Here is a 15,822-nt window from a genome sequence, read left to right as displayed (position 1 = left end):
CCAGCCCTTCCACAGTGTTGGGGATGCCTTCCTGAGAGAGGCCGAATGAAATCAGGCCCAGGGGAGGGGAGTGCCATGAACGCAATACTGGGAGATCGCGCCGTGGGCAATTTGGAGTTCCGAGCGCTGAAATCGGCGCTCGGTGTTGGCCTTGCGATTGGACTCCCACAGTATCAGCTCCGGCCCGGACAAGGCCTCCGTACCGCTCGAATGGAAAGATGCTTTCGCCCAGCTGGGTGAAGCGCCTGTCGTGAAGCGGCTACGGATGCACCGCGCCTATGACGCCTCCTTCGTGCCGGCCGCGGCCACGGCCAAGAAGCCCAGCTGGTCTCGGAGCTGGGCGTGGCACTCGCGTTCGACTATCACGTGCAGAACGGCGACTCACGCGTGCAGGCGTGGCCGAATTAGCCGCAGCGGCCTGAAAGGCCAGTGTGTGGCGCCGCCGGCGTCGATTCATTGTTGGGAGTGGGAGGGGACATGCCAAAGAGACTCGTGTTGTGCTCGGACGGAACGGGCAACAGTTCCGCCAAGGCGGAAAAGACCAATGTCTGGCGCATCTTCCAGGCACTGGACCAGACCGAGCCCGACCAGCTTGCGCACTATGACGACGGCGTGGGCACGTCGTCCAACAAATACCTGGCCGCCCTGGGCGGCGCGTTCGGCTACGGCCTCAAGCGCAACGTCATCGACCTCTACAAGTTCGTCTRCCGGGTCTGGGAGCCGGGCGACGAGATCTACGGCTTCGGGTTCAGCCGGGGCGCATACACCATTCGCGTGGTGGTCGCACTGATCGAGAGCCAGGGCCTGGTGCAGGGGCGGTCCGAGTCTGAACTGCATGCGCACGCGCTGGCGGCGTACCGCCGCTACCGCAACGAGACCTATCCGTCCTGGAGCCCCATCGTCTGGCTGGGCCGCCGGCTGCGCGACCTGCTGCTGCTGCCCTCGACGCTCGCCGGCAGGCGCCACATTCAGGACTTGCCGCCGGAGCGGCGCAAGGTCCCTATCCGCTTCCTTGGCCTGTGGGACACCGTGGCGGCGTATGGGATGCCAGTGGACGAGCTCAAGTGGGGAATCTCGCTGCTGATCTGGCCCATGGTGTCAAAGGACCATCACTTGAGCGTGCAAGTCCAGCGCGCCTGCCATGCGCTGTCGCTGGATGACGAGCGCCAGACCTTCCATCCCATCCTCTTCGATGAGGCTCACGAGGCTGCGCTGGTCGCCGCGAACAAGGTGCCGCCGGACCGGTTGACGCAGGTGTGGTTCTCCGGCGCCCACTCCAACGTGGGTGGCGGCTACCCGGAGGACCAGCAATCGCTGGTGACGCTGGACTGGATGATCAGCCAGGCCAGTGATGCAGGCCTGCGGCTGGACGCGCGAACCGTGCAGGAGGTGGCCCAGGAAAAGTCGCCCTTTGCCCGGCTGTACGACGCCCGCGCGGGCGCAGGCTCGTACTACCGCTACGCGCCGCGGCGCGTGGACATGGGCATGGACAAGACCACGGGCCAGCCCATCCGCGCCATCGTGCATGGCAGCGTTATCGCGMGCATCGCCTACGGCTCGGATGCCTATGCGCCGATCGCGCTGCCCGCCGAGTTTGATGTGCTGGCGCCGGACGGCTCGCTGCTGCCCATGGTGGGGTTCGAGGACCGGGGCATGAAGCTGTCCAAGTCCACGACGGCGCAGGCCAGCGTGGCGGCATCAAGGACCGAGAAGGTCAGGGTGGCCATCGAAAAGATCGGCGCGCCCTTGCAAGGCATGGTGGAACAGATCCGCGACACCGTCTGGTTGCGCCGGGTCGCGTATTTCGCGTTTTTGTTCGCGACGTTGGCGTTGGTGATTTATCCGTTGGACGCCAAGAAATTCGCCGCAGCGATGTTTGAAACGCTTGGCCGGGCCAACGAACAGCTGGGCGGCCGCGCGGAGGCTACATCGGACGGGATCAACGAGACCTTGAAGGGCATCGTCGAGCCCTGGAGGCCGCAGTTGCGCGAGCTGGCGCCCAATTGGGCCAGAGGCTGGGTCGAGGCCTTCTGCGAGCAGCCGTTCGGGATGCTGGTCGTCATCGCGATGGTGGGGGGCCTGTTCCAGGTCAGCAACTTCCTTCGGCAGCGCGTTCATGACCGTGCCTGGTTTGCCTGGCATGCTGACCGGCGCGAGGACTACGTGACCTGGGTCCGCGACTCGGCGAAGAACTCCACCCTCAAGGCGGCGGCGCTCCTGGGCGTCGTGGTGGTGGTGGTCCTTGCATACACCAAGTGGCAAACATGGGCCGATGTCAGCCCGGTTCTGAAGCTGCTGGTTGTAGCCCTGCTGGCGGTCCTGCTCTGGCGGGTGCGCGTCCAGCAGCGGATCGAGAAGGTCATCGACGGCCACGTGCCCAGCACGCCCACGCTGAAGGTGGCCCGGGTGTTGCGCAACAACCCGTTCCTGATTGGCGCGGCCTGGCTGATTTCCCGGGGCATCGTGCCGCTGATCTTTGCGTTGGCGCTGCTGTACCTGATCGTGGGCGGCGTCAGCCACTTCGTCGCGCGCAGCGCGGACTCGGCGGGAGCGTTCTGCACGCCTTCAAAATCTTTACGGGACGTCGGCGACAGTCCCCTTGCTCCTAAGGCGCGTTTCGACACGAGCGAGGTCTGCTGGGCCACGGGCCTTTCCGTCAAGGCGGACCAGTCGTATGAAATCGAGCTGGACACCGGCGCCAGCCCGCCTTGGTACGACAAGGACGTTGAGGCCAGCGTGGCGGGGCTGAAGGCACGGGGCTGGCCGCACAACCTCTTTGCGCTCATCAAGCGCTCATGGGATGTCGACTACTTTGTTCCCATGATTCGCATCGGCCAGCGCGGCAACGTCGAGCCGGTCTTGAAGATGCAGCCTATTGAAAAGGGCTCTGGCAAGGCGAAGCTGACGTTCACGGCGTCGCGCGACGGTGAGCTGTTCCTGTACCTCAGCGACGCCATCGTGCCGGTCCCCTATATTGCCAGCTGGTTCTACAGCAACAACTGCGGCTCGGCGGCCGTGACCGTGGGGCCTTCGCCGCCCGCCTCGGCCGCGAGCACCGCCGAGGCCACCCCGCCGGCGCCGGCTGGCGAAAACTGTCCGCGCAGGCATTGAGCGTGCGATGCCCGGACCGCGTGCCGGCATCGCGCTCCGACGTGCAGCGGCGTCCATTCACCTGTTGCGGCGCGTCGAGCTTGCCGCCTTCTGGTGCATGAGTTTGCCTCGGGGGAATTTGTTGGCGGCCTCATTAACTTTTGGGATGAGCCTTCCCCCAGCGCCGCCGATCATTCACAGGCCTACAGGCTCAAAGGGGAGTGAGACATGAGCGTGCCATTGCGTGCGATTGCGGCCTTGGCCGTCCTGGCGTTGGCAGGCTGCGCCAACTACAAGGCGATCACCAACTTCGCCGGTGAGACCACGAAGATGACGGGTGCCGTTCGACAGGAGATTCAGCAGGTCGCCAAGCTGTGCAATGACGCGGCGGACGTGCGCGTCTTGCTGTCGGAATCAACGCCAACGGGCGATGTAGAAGGTGCCAAGGCGCTCAAGAAGAGCTGTGGGTTGACGGGTGACGCCACCATTGCGTTCCAGGAGGTCACTGTCGACACCTTGGAGCTCTACGCCAAGACCCTRCTAGCGATGGTTGACGACAAGCAGTTCGAGGTTCGCAGTTCCATTCAGGGAACGGCCAAGAAGTTGAGCGCACTCAAGGACAAGGACGGCGCTTCGATCGTCAATCCAAAGAAGGTCACCGCTGTCGCCAGCGTGTTGTCGCTGCTCGCTGATGTCCTTGTGAAGGCCGAGCGAGAGGACGGCATCCGGCGGCTGGTGGCCGCAGGGCCGGACCTCGTGGCCAACGCGCGCGTCTTGCGAAGCTTTTTTGTCGACGAGGCCCAGCAGTCCAACTACGACGGCTGGCTGACCACGACCGCGCGCGTGACGCGGGGCAGCGAGATCAGTGTGGGCATGGGGAAACCCATGGCCGTAGCGGAGCCCATCCGAACAGCGGAACTGCGCCGGCAGATCGGGGTGACTTCGAAGGCGATCGACTCCCGCCTGGCCAAGGCGGGCAAAGCCGGCGATGTGCCCACCAAGATCGTCGCCGCCATCGACGCCTGGATTGTCTCTGTGCCGGTGTTTCAGCAAGAGGCGCTCAAGTCGGACCCGCGTGCGCTGCTGAACCAGTTGGACGACTTCCGGACCAAGACACTTGAGGCTCGGGATGCCATCGAGGCGGGCTTTTAAGCACAGGAACAGAGCATGAGCACCGAAGCGAACAATGAATCCACAGGCACTTCCGGGCCTGAGAAGCAACTCATCGCGGTAGCCCAGGTCGGGGATCAGCTTGACGAAGCCTCGCTGGCCTCGTTGAGAACGTTCCTGAACGACCAGCTTGATGCGCTCAATGAGGATTTGAAGAAGGCGACCGCGCAGGAGGTCATCGACGCCGTCCTGGCGACACAAGACCGCCTTGCAGCGAAAGCTACCGCTCTCACCGGCTTGAGCATCCTCTTGCAAGCAGGTGAAGCGAAGATTTCAGCTGAGCACATCAAGTCGGCGGTCGACGCGGCACAGCAGGTGATTGCCAAGGTCAAGAGCGTCAAGGCCAAGCTCGCCAAGATTGGCGCCGTCATCGACTTCGCTGCAGCGGTGCTGACGGGCAACGGCAAGACGATCGTGGAAGGTGCGGAGACCTTGAAGGAAGCGCTTAAATAAGTGGAGTAGTCGCTGCGAGGGACCGAGTGCGTCGATTTCTTGGCGCCTTTGTGGGAGGTAGCGCAGGATGAAGCCATTGCTGCGAGCACTTGGGCCGCAGTGCTTGGCGCTGCTATTTGGCAAGCTGAAGTTCCCCATGGGCGCCGCACGCCATTGATTTTACATAATGCACATTGTCGCCAAACCAGGTGGTTGACGCGGTGTTGCGATAGAGCGCTTTCGAATTGGGTTCCTACACTTCCGGTACTTGCTGTTGTGTTCATGCTCCTGATGCTCCCATCAAAAACTTATGTCCTCGTTGATGACCAACTTCTTCCACGCGTCAGCAAAGGTGCGCTTCCAGGGTCAGCCCGACCGGCCCTTGCAGAGAACCTCATGACGAAGTCTCGAAGAATTCGGCACGCCCTGTTGGGGCGGGCAATGCAGCAGTTGTCACTGGCCTTGGCGGTGATGTTGACAGCCATGCCCGTGATGGCGCAGCGTCAACAGCTTCTGCTTGATGGGCCTTGGCGCTTCCAGGCTGGAGACGCCAAGGCGGCGGCCGAGCTGGATGATTCCACCTGGGCGCGGGTCGTCTTGCCGCACAGCTTCAATGCCGTCGACGGCGAAGCGGGCGGCGCCTACTACCGCGGCGCCGCCTGGTACCGGCGCGTCCTGGAGCGCCCGGCCGCAGCCGCGGGCCGGCGCCAGTTCCTGGAGTTTGACGCCGCCACGATGGCCGCCGAGGTCTGGGTCAATGGCCAGCGCGCCGGCCGCCACGACGGCGGCTATGCGCGCTTTCGCTTCGACATCACGAACCTGCTCCGCCCCGGCCGCAACCTGCTTGCCGTGCGCGTAGACAACGGCGCGCTGCCGCAGGTGGCGCCGCTGGGCGGCGACTTCACCGTCTTCGGCGGCCTGGTACGGCCGGTGCGCCTCATTGAAACCGACGACGCTCACATCGAGCTGCTCGACCATGGCGGCCCTGGCGTCCAGGTCGACACCGAGGCCCTGACCTCCGCGGCCGCACAGCTGAAGGTGCGGGTGCAGCTGCGCAACGACGCCGCCCTGCCCGCCCGGCGCCTGCTGCGCCTGACACTGCGCGACRCCGCGGGCCGCACCGTGCTGCAGCAGAGCCAGGCAGTGGAGCTGCCGGCCGGCGCAGCCGACGCCGCAAGCGTGCAGCTGAACGTAGCCAAGCCGCACCTGTGGCAAGGCGTGTTCGACCCTTACCTCTACCGTCTGAGCGCCGAACTGCTCCAGGGGACCACTGTGCGCGACGCCGTGCAGCTGCCGCTGGGCCTGCGCCAGGTCGCCGTCGACCCGCAGCGCGGCTTCCTGCTCAACGGCAAGCCCTACCCGCTGCATGGCGTCAACTACTTCCACCCCGGCCGCCCCGGCCACGGCGTGGCGGTGGGCGATGCCGAGGTCGACGAGGACCTGCGCATCCTGATGGAGCTCGGCGTCACCGGGCTGCGGCTGGTGCACTACCAGCACCCACCGCGCGTCTACGAACGCGCCGACGAACTCGGCCTGGTGCTGTGGACCGAGATCCCGCTCAACGCGGCGATGAGCGAGGCGCCGGCCTTCCGCGACAACCTGTTCCAGCAGCTGCGCGAGCTGGTGCGCCAGAACCGCCACCACGCGTCGGTGGCCGTCTGGGGCGTGGGCAACGAGGTCTACCGTTCTGACGACGCCATCCGCAACCTGCTCGGCGAGCTGCACCGCCTGGCCAAGCAGGAAGACCCGGCACGCCTGACGACCTATGCGCACTGCTGCGCGCCGGACGACCATCCCATGGCGCTGCAGACCGACCTGGCCTCCTACAACCGCTATTGGGGTTGGTACGACGGCGAGTTCACCGACATCGGCCCCTGGGCGGATCGCCTGCACGAGAAGCTGCCGACCAAGCCCATCGGCCTGGGCGAATACGGCGCCGGCGCCAGCGTGCTGCAGCAGGAAGACCCGCCGAAAAGGCCGCAGCCGGGCGCGCGCTGGCACCCCGAGCAGTACCAGGCCCTCTTCCACGAGGCCTATGCCCGCCAGCTCTCGGCGCGCCCCTTCCTGTGGGGTCATTTCGTCTGGCTGGGCTTTGACCATGCCTCGGCAGGCCGCAACGAAGGCGACGCCCCCGGCGTCAACGACAAGGGCCTCGTCACCTACGACCGGCGCTTCCGCAAGGACGCCTTCCTGCTCTGGCAGGCCTGGTGGCAGCGGGAGCCCGTGCTGCATCTGGCCAACCGCCGAGCCAGCCCGCGGCCCGCGGGCACCGTGGCCGTGAAGGCCTACAGCAACGGCCGCCAGGCCAGCCTGGAAGTCAATGGCAAGCCGATGGGCACCGTGCCCGTCGTCGACCGCATCGCCGCCTGGCCCGCGGTGCCATTGGCGCCGGGCCGCACCACCCTGCGCGTGCGCGATGAGCGCGGCGCCACCGACAGCATCGAATGGGACATCCAACCTTGAACGCCATCCCGCGCCGCCCCACCCTCATGATCAAACGCCTGACTTCCCTCTCTGCCGCCGTGCTGGCGCTGAGCCTGTGCGCCCAGGCGGGCGCCGCCGGCCCGGCCGAACGCAAGGTCGACCTCGACATCGCTGCCGCGAAGGCGCCAGTCGATCGCTTCTTCGATCTGGCGGTCGGCTCCGACTATGTCGGCACCACGGGTCGCCCGGAGAACCTCGCACAGCTGAAGACCGCCGTCGACGAACTGGGCTTTCGCTCCGTGCGCTTCCACGACGTCTTCCACGACGTCTACGGCACCGTGAAGAAGGAAGGCGACAAGCTGGTGTTTGACTGGACCGGCATCGACCGCCTGTACGACGCCCTGCTGGCGCGCGGCATCAAGCCTTTCATCGAACTGGGCTTCTCGCCCAAGGTGATGACGACCTCTAATCTCACCATCTTCCATTGGAAGGGCAACACCTCGCACCCGCAGCCGGGGCCCTGGGCCGAGCTGATCGAYGCATTCGCGCGCCAYCTGATCCAGCGCTACGGCGCCGAAGAAGTGCGCAAGTGGCCGTTCGAGGTCTGGAACGAACCCAACCTGGACGGCTTCTGGGAGAAGGCCGACCAGAAGGCCTACTTCGAGCTCTACGCCAACACGGCGCGTACCCTCAAGAAGGTCGATCCGGCGCTGAAGGTGGGTGGCCCGTCCACTGCCGGCGCGGCCTGGGTGCCGGAGCTGCTGGCCTATGCCAAGCAGCAAGGCGTGCCGGTGGACTTCGTCACCACCCACACCTACGGCGTGACCGAGGGCTTCCTCGACGAATACGGCCAGTCCGACCGCATCCTGGCCCCCGACGCCAACTCCATCATTGGCGACGTGCGCCGCAACCGCAGCGAGATCGAGGCCTCGGCTTTCCCCGGCATCCCGCTGTACATCACGGAGTGGAGCACCAGCTACAACCCGCGCGACAAGGTGCATGACAGCTACATCAGCGCACCGTGGATCCTGACCAAGCTGCGCGGCGCGCGCGGCTACGCGCAGGCGATGAGCTACTGGACCTACAGCGACCTGTTCGAGGAGCCGGGCCCGCCGGACCGCGCCTTCCATGGCGGCTTCGGCCTGATGACGCGCGACGGCGTGCGCAAGCCGGCGTGGTTCGCCTACAAATACCTCAACGCCTTGCGCGGCAAGGAGGTGCCCAGCAAGGACGACAAGGTGCTGGCTGCCGTGGATGGCGGCAAGGCCGCCGTGGTGGTCTGGGACTGGCAGCATCCCGACCAGAAGAAGAACAGCAACGGCGTCTTCTTCGGCAAGCCGGTGCCCAACGGTCCGGCACCCGCCGTCACGCTGAACCTGCGCAACGTCAGCGCCGGCAACTACCGCGTGCTGGTGCGCCGCACCGGCCACAAGGTCAATGACGCCTACACCGCCTACCTCGAAATGGGAGCGCCCAAGGACCTGAGCGCCGAACAGTTGGCCCAGCTGCAAAGCCTCACCGAGGACCAGCCCGAGGCGGACCGCATCGTCAAGGTCGGCAAGGACGGCAAGCTGCAGTGGAAGCTGACCATGCGCAGCAACGACATCGCGCTGGTGACGGTGGAGCCCGTCAAGCCATGAGACGGCTGCATTCGACGGTGGCGCGGCGAGTGCTGGGCGCCTTACTGCTCCTCTGCGCGCTCGCCGCCTGCGGCGGTGGCTCGGCGTCCGAGAGTTCCTCGACGCCAACGCCCACGCCACCACCCCCGGCACCAGTCGCCACCGGCAGCGCCGGCTGCGGCATCACGGCCAAGTTCAGCACCGGCCTCCAGTCGATCACGTCGGACAACGTCCAGCGCAGCTACTGGATCGAGATGCCGGCCGGCTACGACCGCAACAAGACCTATCCCGTCGTCATCGGCCTGCACTGGCGCGGCGGCAGCGCCAACGATGTCTATACCTGGGGCGGTTTCTTCGGACTGAAGCCTCTGTACGGCGACAACGCCATCTTCATCGCCCCGCAAGGCCTGGATGCCGGCTGGGCCAACGACGGCGACCGCGACATCCGCTTCATGCGCAGCATGATCAGCCAGGTCCAGCAAGGCGTGTGCACCGACCCGCAACGGGTGTTCGCCACCGGCTTCAGCTTCGGCGGCATGATGTCCAACGCCATCGGCTGCCAGATGGGTGACGTGGTGCGAGCCATCGCCCCGCTGTCCGGCTCGCTGTGGAGTGGATGCGGCAGCTCGGCGCATCGCGTCGCAGCGATCTTCGACCACGCCATGGACGACAACGTCGTGCCCTACTCCGCCGGCGAGGATGCCCGCAACACCTTCCTGGCCCGCAACAGCTGTAGCGCCACCACCAAGCCCATCGGCACCAACGGCTGCGTGGAGTACCAGGGCTGCAGCGCGGGCAAGCCGGTCGTCTGGTGCGGCCACGCGGCCGGCGGGCATTGGCCGCCCGGCTTCTCGGCAGCCGAGACCAAGGCCTTCTTCGACCGCTTCTAGCGCGGCCATCGGGTGCATCCATGGGACGTGACCGCAGGACCTTCCTGTTCACCGCACTGGCCTTGGCAGCGGCCGGCCTGCCACTGCTGACGCGCGCCGCCGAAGCCCCGCGCATCCGGGTGCTCATCATCGAGGGCATCAGCAACCACGACTGGCCACGCCGGCTGGCACTGGTGCGCGAGATCCTCGCCCGCGACGGCTCGTTCGAGGTGAACGTCTCCATCACGCCACCGGATGCAAGCGACCCCGCAGCCTGGGCGCGCTGGCGGCCCGACTTCACGCACTACGACGTGGTGCTGTCGGGCTACAACAACCTCGGCGGCAAGCCGGGCTGGCCGGCCGAAGTGCAGCGCGCCTTCGAGGCCTTCGTGCGCGGCGGTGGTGGCTTCTACGTCTACCACGAGGCGAACAATGCCTTCGCCGAGTGGCCCCAGTACAACGAGATGATCGGCCTGGGCTGGCGCGACAAGCACTTCGGCTCGGCGCTGCTGGTGCGCGAGGACGAGACACTGCAGACCGTACCGGCCGGTGACGGCGACGACACCTGGCACGGCGATCGCACCGACACGCTCGTGCACCAACGCGGCCAGCATCCCATCCATGCCGGCCTGCCGCGCAGCTGGCGGGCCGCCGACATGGAGGTCTACCGCTACGCCCGCGGCCCGGCCCGCAACGTCGACGTGATCGCCTATGCACACGACGGCGTGGACGGCCGGCAGTTCCCCGTCGAATGGACCGTGAGGTACGGCCGGGGCCGCGTCTTCGTGTCCGCCTACGGGCATGTCTGGTTCAGCCAGGGCGCATCGCCGGGCATGCGCTGCGCCGCCTTCCAGACCGTCATGCCGCGTGCATTGAAATGGCTGGCGGGGCGCGATCCCGAGGCCCGGCTGCCGGCCGACTTCCCTGGAACGGACACCATCTCGCTGCGACCCTGACGGCGGGTACCCGTCCTGGACTACGTCCGCGTCGGCAAAGCCGTCGAGTTCATCGTCGAACACCGGCGTTTGGCAAACCTTCCTGCGGCGTTCGAGCAAAGACGCACCACGTTGATCTTTGCGGCCAGTGCCGGCGTCACCGGACACAGCATTTGAAAGGCGGCCTTGCAGAAAAGGTATGACCTCAAAGCTGCCCCTGGCACACGTATTTCAGGTGCATGTAGTCGTCCAGGCCGTGCACCGAGCCCTCGCGCCCATAGCCTGACTCCTTGACGCCGCCGAACGGTGCCGCCTCGGCAGCTAGCGCGCCTTCGTTGACGCCCACCAGGCCGGTCTGCAGGGCCTCCGCCATGCGCCAGATGCGCCGCACGTCGGTGGCATAGAAATAGCCCGCCAGACCGAAGGGTGTGTCGTTCGCCGCGCGGATCACATCGGCTTCGGTCTCGAAGCGCGTGATGGCCACCAGCGGCCCGAAGGTTTCCTCGCAGGCGCAGGCCATGCCGCCGTCAGCGCCGACCAGCAGCGTCGGCGCGAAGTAGTTCGGCCCGAGGGCCGGCAGCCGCGCGCCGCCGACCAGCGTGGCCGCGCCGCGCGCGACGGCGTCTTGCACATGGCGCTCGATCTTGTCGACGGCCCTCGCGTTGATCATCGGCCCGATCTGTGAGGCCGGGTCGCTGGCCGGGCCGACCTTGAGCGCCGAGATGCGAGCGGCCAGCTTCTCGACGAAGGCGTCGTGCACGGGCGATTGCACGAACACCCGGTTCGGGCTCACGCAGGTCTGCCCGCCGTTGCGGAACTTGGCCACCATCAGGCCCTCGACGGCGGCATCGAGGTCGGCGTCCTCGAAGACGATGAAAGGCGCGTTGCCACCCAGTTCCAGCGACAGCCGTTTGAGCGTGTCGGCGGCGCGACGCGCCAGATGCTTGCCCACTGGTGTGGAGCCGGTGAATGTGATCTTGCGCACGCGCGGGTCGTCGAGCCAGACATCGACGACCTCGGGCGTGCGTTCACGCGAGGCTGTCACGATGTTCAGCACCCCCGCGGGGACGCCTGCCTCCTCGGCCAGCTTGACCAGCGCTAGCGAGGTCAGCGGCGTGTCCTCGGCCGGCTTGCAGACCACGGTGCAACCGGCGGCCAGCGCGGGGGCGATCTTGCGCGCGATCATCGCCGCGGGGAAATTCCAGGGCGTGATCGCGGCCACCACGCCGACCGGTTCCTTCAGCGCGAACATGCGCCGGCCGGGCACCGACGCGGGGATCACGTCGCCGTTGGCACGCGTGGCTTCGGCAGCGAACCATTCCACATAACTCGAAGCGTAGGCGACCTCCCCTCGCCCCTCGGCCAGCGGTTTGCCCTGCTCACGCGAGATCAGGCGGCCCAGGTCATCCTGGTGCGCGAGGATCAGTGCGTTCCAGCGATTGAGGATCTGCGCCCTTTGCTTGGCCGGCATCGCACGCCAGATCAGAAACGCCGCGTGGGCCGCCTCAAGCGCCGCAGCGGCGTCGAGAGCACCGCTGTCCGGCACGGTGGCGAACACCGCGTCGGTCGCCGGGTCGGTCACCCCGAAACGTTGGCCCTCCAGCGCCTCGCGCCATTGCCCCGCGATGAAGTTGCGGCCGGGCAGCAGGTCGTCATGTTGAATCGTCAACGGCATTTCAGAATTCCTTCACTCGATTGGCAATTGCCTGGCCGACGTCTTCGGTATGGGCGTCGCCGCCAAGGTCGGGCGTGCGTGGCCCGCGCAGGATCACGTCCTCGATGGCGCGCACGATGGCGTCGTGCGCTGCGCGGCCGGCGCCCTGCCCTTGCGTCAGGAAGTCGAGCATCAGCGCACCCGACCAGATCATGGCGATGGGGTTGGCGATGCGGCGGCCATAGATGTCGGGCGCCGACCCGTGCACTGGCTCGAACAGCGACGGGAACTGGCGTTCCGGGTTGAGGTTGGCGCTCGGTGCCAGGCCGATGGTGCCGGTGGTCGCCGGGCCGAGGTCGCTCAGGATGTCGCCGAACAGATTGGTCGCGGCGACGACATCGAAGCGCTGCGGCTGCAGCACGAAGCGGGCGCAAAGGATGTCGATGTGCTGCTTGTCGACCTGCACGTCCGGGTACTGGCGCGCCATCTCGTCGGTGCGCGCATCCCACCACGGCATGCTGATGGCGATGCCGTTGCTCTTGGTGGCCACGGTGAGCGATTTGCGCTGGCGCGAGCGCGCCAGCTCGAAGGCGTAGCGCAGCACGCGGTCGGCGCCGTGGCGCGAGAACACCGACTCCTGGATGACGATCTCGCGCTCGGTGCCGGCGAACATCACGCCGCCGAGGTTGGTGTACTCGCCTTCGGTGTTCTCGCGCACGACGACGTAGTCGATGTCGCCGACCTTGCGCCCCGCCAGCGGGCACGGCGCGCCTTCGAACAGCCGCACCGGCCGCAGGTTGATGTACTGGTCGAACTCGCGCCGGAACTTCAGCAGAGAGCCCCACAGCGAGACGTTGTCGGGCACGGTCGCCGGCCAGCCCACGGCGCCGAAATAGACGGCGTCAACGCCGGCGAGCTGCTGCTTCCAGTCGTCCGGCATCATCTGGCCGTGCTGCGCGTACCAGTCGCAGCTGGCCCAGTCGAACTCGCGCAGTTCGAGGGCGAAACCGAAGCGATCGGCTGCGGCCCTCAGCACGCGCAGGCCCTCGGGCATCACTTCCTTGCCGATGCCGTCGCCGGCGATGGCGGCGATTCGGAACGTGTTCATCATGGGTTTTCCTTCGTCGTTGTCAGGCGACCAGCACGGGCCGCGGCGAGTCGAGTTCTTCAAGCCAGCCGCGCCGCAGTTCGGGTACGGCTCGCGCGAGCTGCTCGTAGTAGGGGTGGTGCGGCCCGCGGTCATAGTCGGCCCGCGCCACCTGGGCCAGCTTGCAGCCATGCCGCATGACGACGATCTCGTCGCAGACCGCGCGGACCGTGTGCAGGTCATGGCTGATGAACAGGATGGACAAGCCCAACTCGCGGCGCAGCTCGGCGATCAGGTCGAGCACGGCAGCGCCGACGACGGTGTCCAGCGCCGAGGTGACCTCGTCGCACAGCAGCAGCTCAGGCTCGGCGGCCAGCGCCCGCGCCAGGTTGACACGCTGCTTCTGGCCGCCCGACAGCCCGCCGGGCAGGCGGCCAGCGACGTTGGCCGGCAGCTTCACCAGGTCCAGCAGCTCGGCGATGCGGCGCTGCAGGGCAGCACCTTTCATGCCGCGGTAGAACTGCAGCGGCCGCGCGAGGATGCTTTCGATGGTCTGCGACGGGTTCAGCGCCGTGTCGGCCGACTGGAAGACGATCTGGATGCGGCGCAGGTCCTCCTTGCTGCGTGCGCCAAGCGTTGGCGCCAGGGGCCGGCCGTCGAAACGGATGGTGCCGGCGCTCGGTCCCAGCAAGCCCGCGACGGCGCGGGCCAGCGTCGTCTTGCCGGAGCCCGATTCGCCGATGACGCCCACGGCCTGGCCGCGCTCGAGCCGCAGGTCGATGTCCTGCAGGATGCACACCCGCGGCCGGCCCTGGGCATCCCGCGCGCCGTAGCCGGCGCTCAGGCCGCTGACCTCCAGCAGCGTCGGCGTGCTGCCGGCGTCATGGCCCGCATCGCGCGCCACCGGCCGTGCGGCGGCCAGCAGTTCGCGGGTGTACTCATGCGCTGGCTGGCTGATCACACGGTCGGTGCCACCCAGCTCCTGCATGCAGCCACCGCGCAGCACCAAGATGTGATCGGCCATCTGGGCCACGACCGCCAGGTCATGACTGACGTAGACCGCCGTGACCTGGCGCTCGCGCACCACCCGCTTAAAGGCGCGCAGCACCTCCACCTGCGTCGTCACGTCCAGCGCTGTGGTGGGCTCGTCGAGGATGACGACGTCGGGGTCGGTGATCAGTGCCATCGCCGCCATCAGCCGCTGCAGCTGGCCGCCCGAGACCTGGTGCGGGTAGCGCGCGCCGATGCCTTCAGGATCGGGCAGCGCCAGCTCGCGGAACAGCGCGATGGCCTTGAGCTCGGCCGCCGGGCGCGACAGCGTGCCGTGCAGCGTCGCCGGCTCCACGACCTGGTCGAGGATGCAGCGCGATGGGTTGAACGACGCCGCCGCGCTCTGCGCGATGTAGGTGACCTTGCGGCCGCGCAGGCCGCGCAGCTGGCGCGGGTCGAGCTTGAGCACGTCGATGTCGTCGATGCGGACCTGGCCCCCGGCGATGCGGCAGCCTTGCCGCGCATAGCCCATCAGGGCCAGCGCCGTGGTCGTCTTGCCCGAACCGGACTCGCCGATCAGTGCCAGCACTTCACCGGGGTGGATCGTGAACGACAGTGCGTCGACCAGCGTCGCGTCGCCGGCTGTGACCGTCAGATTGCTCACTTCAACAAGGCTGCCCATCAGCGTGCTCCCCTCTCGCGGGCCTTGCGGCCCGGCAGGTTGTCGATCACCAGATTCACGGCGATGGTCAGGCTGGCTATTGCCCCGGCCGGCGCAATCACCGAGGCACCACCGTCGGCCAGCGCGCCGATGTTCTCGCGCACCAGCGAACCCCAGTCCGCCATCGGCGGCTGCACGCCCAGGCCGAGGAAGCTCAAGGACGCCAGCAGCAGCACGACGTAGACGAAGCGCAGCCCCAGGTCGGCCAGCATCGGGCCGAGGATGTTCGGCAGGATCTCGCGCCGCATCACATACCAGGTGCCCTCGCCGCGCGTGCGGGCCACGGTGACGTAGTCCATCGCGTTGATGTTGACCGCCAGCGAGCGGCCGATGCGGTAGGCGCCCGGCACATAGATGACGGCGGCCGTCAGGATCAGCACGGGCACCGACGAACCGAAGCCGGCCACGATCAGCAGCGCGAACATCTTGCTCGGAATGGCCGTCAGCGTGTCCAGCAGGCGGCTMAAGGCCCCGTCGATCCAACGCCCGCTGGCGGCCGCCAGCAGCGCCAGCAAGGTGCCCGTGCCGCTGGCCAGCAGTGTGGCGACCAGCGCCACGCCGACGGTGTAGCGGGCGCCTTCGATGACGCGGGCCAGCATGTCGCGGCCGAGGTAGTCGGTGCCCAGCCAGTGATGAGCGTTGATGGGCGCGAACACGGCACCACCGCCCTGGGCGCCGGTGCGGGCCAGCAGCGCGGGGCCGAACAGTGCGGCCAGGACCCAGAAGGTCAGGACCACGAGGCCGAGCAGTCCCGAAGGGCCGAACTGCGCGAGCCGGCGGCGCCAGGCCGCGGAGCGCCCGGCCGGCAGGGGAATGGAAATGACGGTCATG

11 protein-coding genes are annotated in these 15,822 nt (G+C 67.2%); 7 read left to right on the top strand and 4 right to left on the bottom strand.

The annotated features are described in order from the left end of the window. The first annotated feature begins 429 nt into the window (after positions 1–429). The 7 genes from ACXJKJ_RS16275 (at position 430) to ACXJKJ_RS16245 (ending at position 10,560) form a co-directional block, all read left to right on the top strand. Positions 430–3,111 carry a DUF2235 domain-containing protein gene (locus ACXJKJ_RS16275; protein ID WP_457391007.1) on the top strand — a complete coding sequence of 894 codons (2,682 nt, stop codon included), beginning with the start codon at positions 430–432 and terminating at the stop codon, positions 3,109–3,111. 207 nt (positions 3,112–3,318) lie between these two features. Further along, on the top strand, positions 3,319–4,242 hold the full coding sequence (locus tag ACXJKJ_RS16270; protein WP_457391005.1) for a hypothetical protein: 924 nt from the start codon (positions 3,319–3,321) through the stop codon (positions 4,240–4,242). Positions 4,243–4,257: 15 nt separating this feature from the next. Continuing rightward, positions 4,258–4,713, top strand: a complete 456-nt coding sequence (locus ACXJKJ_RS16265; protein ID WP_457353932.1) for a hypothetical protein — start codon at positions 4,258–4,260, stop codon at positions 4,711–4,713. A 375-nt stretch (positions 4,714–5,088) separates the two neighbouring features. Next, positions 5,089–7,155: a glycoside hydrolase family 2 protein gene (locus tag ACXJKJ_RS16260; RefSeq protein ID WP_457391003.1), complete on the top strand. Its 2,067-nt coding sequence runs from the start codon at positions 5,089–5,091 to the stop codon at positions 7,153–7,155. A 26-nt stretch (positions 7,156–7,181) separates the two neighbouring features. Beyond that, positions 7,182–8,756: a GH39 family glycosyl hydrolase gene (locus ACXJKJ_RS16255; RefSeq protein WP_457391002.1), complete on the top strand. Its 1,575-nt coding sequence runs from the start codon at positions 7,182–7,184 to the stop codon at positions 8,754–8,756. Beyond that, the gene (locus tag ACXJKJ_RS16250) at positions 8,753–9,625 is read left to right on the top strand and encodes an alpha/beta hydrolase family esterase (RefSeq protein ID WP_457391001.1); all 873 of its coding nucleotides are present in this window, start codon (positions 8,753–8,755) and stop codon (positions 9,623–9,625) included. The genes ACXJKJ_RS16255 and ACXJKJ_RS16250 overlap by 4 nt, the downstream gene beginning before the upstream one ends. Positions 9,626–9,645: 20 nt before the next feature. Next, positions 9,646–10,560, top strand: a complete 915-nt coding sequence (locus tag ACXJKJ_RS16245) for a ThuA domain-containing protein (protein WP_457390999.1) — start codon at positions 9,646–9,648, stop codon at positions 10,558–10,560. A gap of 184 nt (positions 10,561–10,744) precedes the next feature. Here ACXJKJ_RS16245 and ACXJKJ_RS16240 read toward each other — a convergent pair whose 3' ends face one another. Genes ACXJKJ_RS16240 through ACXJKJ_RS16225 form a run of 4 tightly spaced genes read right to left on the bottom strand, consistent with a single transcriptional unit; the run spans position 10,745 to position 15,821 of the window. Further along, complete coding sequence (locus ACXJKJ_RS16240) at positions 10,745–12,214, bottom strand: NAD-dependent succinate-semialdehyde dehydrogenase (protein WP_457390997.1); 1,470 nt, start codon at positions 12,212–12,214, stop codon at positions 10,745–10,747. Position 12,215: 1 nt separating this feature from the next. Next, positions 12,216–13,304, bottom strand: a complete 1,089-nt coding sequence (locus tag ACXJKJ_RS16235) for a tartrate dehydrogenase (RefSeq protein ID WP_457390995.1) — start codon at positions 13,302–13,304, stop codon at positions 12,216–12,218. Between the two features lie 19 nt (positions 13,305–13,323). Then, on the bottom strand, positions 13,324–14,952 hold the full coding sequence (locus ACXJKJ_RS16230) for an ABC transporter ATP-binding protein (protein ID WP_457390993.1): 1,629 nt from the start codon (positions 14,950–14,952) through the stop codon (positions 13,324–13,326). Next, complete coding sequence (locus ACXJKJ_RS16225; RefSeq protein ID WP_457390991.1) at positions 14,952–15,821, bottom strand: ABC transporter permease; 870 nt, start codon at positions 15,819–15,821, stop codon at positions 14,952–14,954. The genes ACXJKJ_RS16230 and ACXJKJ_RS16225 overlap by 1 nt, the downstream gene beginning before the upstream one ends. Position 15,822 lies beyond the last annotated feature (1 nt).

The sequence above is a fragment of the Roseateles sp. P5_E1 genome, from assembly GCF_054049335.1.
Note: the sequence above shows the minus strand (reverse complement) of the source record. Positions and strands in the feature narration are given on the sequence as shown.